The 2652-nt window shown below is 64.5% G+C and carries 1 protein-coding gene; it reads left to right on the top strand.

The annotated features are described in order from the left end of the window. Positions 1-2414 (top strand): chromosome segregation protein SMC (gene smc, locus JX325_RS14860; RefSeq protein WP_204791852.1); only part of this gene is annotated, 2414 nt, incomplete at its 5' end. Positions 2415-2652 lie beyond the last annotated feature (238 nt).

Raw genomic sequence — 2652 nt, 5'->3', positions numbered from 1 at the left:
AGGCCCTCCGGGGCCGGGAGGCCATGGCCGTGGCCGCCGCCGCCGACGCCAAGGCAGAAACCGCCGCCCTCGCCGCCGAGAACGGGCAGCTGGAGGAGCGCCGGAGCGCCGTGGAGGCGGAAAAGGCCGCCATAGAGGAGCAGCTGGAAGAGACCCAAAAGGAAGCCAAGGCCAACCGACGCGCCCTGGAGGACGCCAGGGACGACGCCCAGGCCGCCGCCAACATCATCGCGGGCCACAGCCTGCGGATGGAGGAGCGGGAGAAAAAGGCCGCCGCCGCCGCGGACAGGCGGATGAAGCTGACCATGGACGCGGGAGCTTTGGAAAACCGCATCCGGCTGCTGACGGAGATGGAAAAGGACTACGAGGGCTTTTCCAAGGCCGTCAAGCTGGTGTGCCAGAATAACCTGCGGGGAGTCCACGGCCCCGTGGCGGGGCTGATGAAAACGGATCAGCAGTACACCGTGGCCATCGAAATTGCCCTGGGGGCAGGCCTCCAAAACATTGTTGTGGACCGGGAGGAGGACGCGAAGGCCGCCATCGGCTACCTGAAGCAGCGGGACGGGGGCCGGGCCACCTTCCTTCCCCTCACCGCCATCCGGGGAGAGGAGCTGCGCCAGAACGGCGTGGAAAGGGAATTGGGCTTCGTGGGAATCGCCTCCCGGCTGGTGAGCTTCGATCCGAGGTATCAGAACATCTTCCAGAACCTCCTGGGCCGGACGGTCATCGTGGAGGACCTGGACTGCGGCATCACCCTGGCCCGGAAGTACCATAACGCTTTTCGCATCGTCACCCTGGACGGCCAGGTCATCAACCGGGGCGGCTCCATGACCGGCGGCTCCGCGTCCCGGAACGCCGGCGTGCTGAGCCGGGCGGCGGAGCTGGAAAAACTCCACGGCCGTTCCGCCGAAATGCGGGAGCGCCTGGAGGCGGTGAAACGGGAGGAGGAGCAGGTCCAGCGGGACCTGTCCGCCGCCCGGTACGACCTGGAGACCGCCGAGGGCCAGCGCCGCCAGGCGGAGGACGAGGTTTTACGGCTGGAAGGCGCGAAGAACTACTTTGACATTTTGCTCAAATCCCTGGGCGGGAATTTGGAAAACCTGACGGGAGAGCTGGAGAGCCTCACCGGGCATTTGGAGGAGAACCGGCAGCGAAAGGATCGGGCGGAGCAAACCGTCGCCCAGCAGGAGGCTGAGGCCGCGAAATACCGGGAACAGGCCGGCCAGGCCCTCTCCGGCCAGTCGGAGCTTCTGGCCCAGTCCAGCGCCCTCAGCGAGGAGGTCACCGCCCGGAAGGAGGAGCTGGCCGCCCTGACCGCCGAGCGGGACGCCGCCCTCCAGCGCTCCGCGGACCTGCGCCGCCTGGCGGCGGAGCTGACGGGAGACCGGCGGCAGAAGGAAGAAACGCTTGGGAATTACCAGGAGGCCATTGAAAAGGCCCAGGCGGAGATCGCCCGCCGCCGGGAGGACATGGGTGCCCTGAACCAGCGGCGGCAGAGCTGCCAGGAGCGGCTGAGCGCCCTGAACGAGGAGAAAATGGCCCTGGAGGCCCGGCGGACCGCCCAGAACAAGGCCAGCCAGGAGATGAACGAAAACCTCTTGAACCTGGAACGCTCCGCCTCCCGGCTGGAGCAGAAGCTGGCCACCTCCGGCATGGAGGAAAAGCAGATTATTGACCGCCTCTGGGAGCACTATGAGCTCAGCCACTCCGACGCCCAGGCCCAGCGCATCGAGCTGGAGAGCGTCCCCAAGGCCGCCCGGCGTATTGGAGAGCTGAAAAAAGGCATTGCCGCCCTGGGAACGCCGAACATCGGCGCCATTGAGGAGTATGAGCGGGTGAACACCCGGTATACTTATTTAACGGACCAGCGGGACGACGTGGAAAAGGCCAAGGGGGAGCTGGAAACCATCATCGGCGGCATCACCGGGGAGATGACCCGGATCTTTGCCGAGCAGTTCCAGCTCTTGAACGAGAGCTTCCAGGCCACGTTCTTAGAGATGTTCGGCGGCGGACAGGCCCAGCTGGAGCTGGAGGACGAGACGGACATCCTGAACTGCGGCATTGAGATCAAGGCCCAGCCGCCGGGGAAAACCCTCAAGACCATCTCCCTGCTGTCCGGCGGGGAAAAGGCCTTTGTAGCCATCGCGCTGTACTTCTCGATTTTAAAGGTCCACCCCACCCCCTTCTGTGTCATGGACGAGATCGAAGCGGCGCTGGACGACGTGAACGTCACCCGCTACGCCCGGTACATGCGGGCCCTGACAGGCAAAACGCAGTTCATTGTCATCACCCACCGCCGGGGCACCATGGAGGAGGCCGACGTGCTCTACGGCGTGACCATGCAGGAAAAGGGCGTGAGCAAAATCCTGACCATCAATCTGAACGACATGGCAAAGGAATTGGATATCCAGTAGAGTCCAGCAGAGTAGAGAGGGGAGCGGCAGCGGAAAGAGGAGGAAGTCCATTCGATAACCACCCAAACCCCCGCCCGCACCACGCCGCGGGCGATAGACATGCGTACCCGGAGGAAGCACCTCCTGCGCGTCCCCCGTCCCACGTCCCCCCCGCAGGGGCGATACTTCCTTTTCTCTTTTGGACCGTGCACGGCCCGTTTTCTCTTTTCCTTCTGGAAGGAAAAGAGAAAATGGGGGG

Origin of the sequence: Oscillibacter sp. CU971 (genome assembly GCF_905219725.1) — a bacterium.
Classification (GTDB): Bacteria; Bacillota; Clostridia; order Oscillospirales; family Oscillospiraceae; genus Oscillibacter.
The sequence above is the reverse complement of the archived record's forward strand: the minus strand, read 5'-3'. Positions and strand labels throughout refer to the sequence as shown.